At 53.5% G+C, this 3238-nt stretch carries 4 protein-coding genes; 1 reads left to right on the top strand and 3 read right to left on the bottom strand.

Translation table 11 applies throughout. From position 1 onward, the window contains the following. On the top strand, window positions 1-480 hold a 480-nt coding region (locus WCC56_RS21305; RefSeq protein WP_424694311.1), incomplete at its 5' end, for an AI-2E family transporter. 77 nt (window positions 481-557) lie between these two features. Here the strand turns inward: WCC56_RS21305 and WCC56_RS21300 are convergent. Genes WCC56_RS21300 through WCC56_RS21290 form a run of 3 tightly spaced genes read right to left on the bottom strand, consistent with a single transcriptional unit; the run spans window position 558 to window position 3127 of the window. Continuing rightward, a complete protein-coding gene (locus WCC56_RS21300; protein ID WP_424694310.1) occupies window positions 558-1337 on the bottom strand; it encodes an ABC transporter ATP-binding protein in 780 nt (259 codons plus the stop codon). Further along, window positions 1334-2098, bottom strand: coding sequence for an ABC transporter permease (locus WCC56_RS21295; RefSeq protein ID WP_424694309.1), 765 nt, complete (start codon window positions 2096-2098; stop codon window positions 1334-1336). Before WCC56_RS21295 ends, WCC56_RS21300 begins: the two co-directional genes overlap by 4 nt. Before the next feature lie 12 nt (window positions 2099-2110). Next, window positions 2111-3127 carry an ABC transporter substrate-binding protein gene (locus WCC56_RS21290; protein WP_424694308.1) on the bottom strand — a complete coding sequence of 339 codons (1017 nt, stop codon included), beginning with the start codon at window positions 3125-3127 and terminating at the stop codon, window positions 2111-2113. Window positions 3128-3238 lie beyond the last annotated feature (111 nt).

The following is a 3238-nucleotide window of genomic DNA, read 5'->3' as shown; positions in this document are numbered from 1 at the left end:
ACGGTAAAAGGCACCGTAGTCGTTGCTGTGGTGCAAGGTGCGCTTGGCGCGCTGGCATTCTGGATCACTGGCATCGATGGCATCCTGTTATGGGGCGCTTTGATTGCTTTCCTGTCACTGATCCCAGCGGTCGGGTCTGCCATTGTCTGGGTTCCGGCAGCGATCTTCTTCTTCGCTTCTGGCATCGTCTGGAAAGGCCTGTTTATCGTTGGCTTCTTTGTGGTGGTCATCGGCCTGGTGGATAACATTCTTCGTCCGCTGCTGGTTGGCAAAGACACCAAGATGCCGGATTACCTGATCCTGATTGCCACGCTGGGCGGCATGGAGATTTACGGTATTAACGGCTTTGTTATCGGTCCGCTAATTGCTGCGATGTTCATTGCCTGCTGGAACCTGCTTTCCGGCCGCGATAACCGCGAAAACAGCGATGAGATCGATGAAGAGTTCATTGAGGAAGGGAAAGCACCGCCAGAAGCCTGATGGCGGGTGTTTCAGATAAAAAAGCAGCTCTTTGGAGCTGCTTTTTTACTTTATAGCGCTTGAGTTGCAGCGGCAAATTATCCGGCCATTTCCCGTTTAAACACTTCCAGCGTGTGCGCTTTAACCCGAATAAATTCCGGGTGACTCATGATTTCGGCGGTACGTGGGCGAGGTAAGTCGAACGGCACAATTTCCGCCACGCGCGTGGGGCGTCGCGTCAGCAGTAAGATCTCATCTGCCAGAAACACGGCGTCCTCCAGATCGTGGGAGACAATCAGCATGGTTACGCCAGTAGCCTGTTGCACCTGCTGCAACTTGTCGCGGATAAACAGTGTCATTTCAAAATCGAGCGCGGAGAAAGGTTCATCCAGAAACATCACTTCAGGCTCTGTAGCCAGCGCCCGCATGATACAGACGGTTTGCTGCTGGCCGCCGGACAGCTCATACGGATAGCGCTGAAGATCGAAGCGGATATCAAACATTTCTGACAACTCGGCCACGCGCTTTTTCACCGCCGCGGTTTTCATCCCGCGCCGCTTCAGCGGATAGGCAATATTGTTCCAGGCGGTGAGCCAGGGAAATAACGCATCGCGGTAGTTTTGGAACACATAGCCGATGGGGGTTTCCGCCAGCGTTTTACCATCAAACAGAATCTGCCCACGGTCAACCGGTATCAGGCCTGCGATCATATTCATTAGCGTTGATTTACCACAGCCGTTTGGACCGAAAATCGACACAATTTTGCCACGGGGAAAATCCAGATTCAGGTTCTGATAAAGCGGTTGCCCGGCGAAGGTTTTATCCAGCCCGCGAAGGGTGACGTGGGTATTGGGTTTCGGGTAGGGAGGATTGTTCATGCTTTGCCACTCCAGTGTACACAGCGCTTCTCAATCAGCAGAAAGCCCAGATTCAGCAGATAACCAAACGCCCCGGTAATCAGGATCGACGCGTACATGTCTTTAATATTAAACAGCTGCTGTGCATCAATAATGCGATGCCCCAAGCCTGTTTCAGATCCTATGAACATCTCGGCAACGATGACGATCACCAGCGCCATAGAGACCCCGGTTCGTAAGCCCACAAAGGTCTGCGGCAGGCTCTCCATTAGCATAATGTCTTTGAACACATGCCAGCGTGAAACCCCCATGACCTGCGCCGCCATGATGCGGGTCTTCTTCGCATTCATCACGCCGTAAGCACTGTTGAACAGGATCACCAGCACTGCCGCAAAGGCCGCGATGGCGATTTTATTGGTGTCTGTGATGCCAAAAATCAGCATAAACAGGGGGATCAGCGCTGAGGAGGGCGTTGAGCGGAAAAAATCCACCAGGAACTCAACGCTACGATACAGGCGCTCACTGCTGCCCAGTATTATGCCCAGCGGTACGCCAATCACCGCCGCCGCGAAAAAGGCCATCAGCGTGCGGTACAGCGTGGCAGCAATATCCTGATTCATACTGCCGTCGACCAGTTTGCTGACCAAATAACTTACCGTGTCTCCCGGTGAAGGCAGCAGGACCGGGTTCAGCCATTTGGCACTGACCGCCGTCTGCCAGAGGAGAAACAGCAGCAGCGGCCCAACCAGTGGCAGAAGCTTATAACGCCATGATGGCTTCATTTTCGCGGCTCCTTATGCCCGGTAAATCAACGGGGCAACCTGCAGCGGTTTGCTGAATATTTTCCGCTCCGTGAAGACGTCATAGAATTTCTGGAACCACTGCTGATTGTCACCGGTCAGCTGGTCATACATCACAAAACCAGGCAGAGGGACTTCTTTCACCAGCGCGGCCTCAATTCCGGTATAGCCAGCAACAGACTGGCGCGCTTCATCAGGGTGCTGTTGGATGAATTTCACCGCCCCGGCATAGGCATCAACAAACTGTTTTGAGCGTGCTTTATCGGCTTCGATAAAGCTGGAGGTGAGGGCTGCCGCACCACCAAACCACGGTGCGTTGGCATCACCCAGCACGTATTTGGCAATCACGCCGGTTTCCAGCACTTTACCTAACCCTTTCATACGCGCAACGGTGCCCGTTGGCTCCAGTGTATACACGCCGTCGATCTGCCCGGCGGCCAGTGAGGGCACATGCTGACCGACGGGAAGCTCGATAACTTTGGTGTCGGTAAAGCCATTCTTTTCCAGAATGATCTTCGCCATGGTGACGTTCTGAATGCCAGGTCCACAGGCGATGCGTTTTCCTTTCAGATCGCCGATTGTTTTTGCTGTGCTGTTCACCGGCACCAGGAATTCATCCAGCACCATTTTTTCGTTAGAAGGGTTAGAGCAGATAATTTTGAACAGGTCCGGGCTGGTGAGCGCGGCCAATCCAAGTGCGCCCGTTGCCGTACCGTTGGCACAGCCATGAATGCGCCCAGTGATCATCGCTTCCACTACCTGCTGTGGACTGGCGAATTTTACCGCACGAACATTCAAACCGGCCTGTTTGAAGAAGCCTTGCTCAATGCCGACATATAAAGGCAGGCCGCCTACAATTGGCCAGTAACCCATCAGGATCTCTTCGTCGGCAGCCATGGCTGGCAGGCTGCCTAACATGCCACTGAGTGCTACGCCGCCCAAAGTCAGTGCCGAATATTTCATGATCTGGCGACGCAGTGCATCGATAGTCTGTTTGTCTTTGCTGCTCATGGCTCAGTACTCCCCGTTAGGTGACCGGTATGCGGCCTTGTATACAAGTTCGTAGAGGATCAATGCAGGAGTTATGCCAGATCGGCAAAGTCAGTCAGACGTGAAGGGGCG

This window comes from Erwinia sp. (assembly GCF_049696395.1).
GTDB lineage: Bacteria > Pseudomonadota > Gammaproteobacteria > Enterobacterales > Enterobacteriaceae > Erwinia.
The sequence above is the reverse complement of the archived record's forward strand: the minus strand, read 5'-3'. Positions and strand labels throughout refer to the sequence as shown.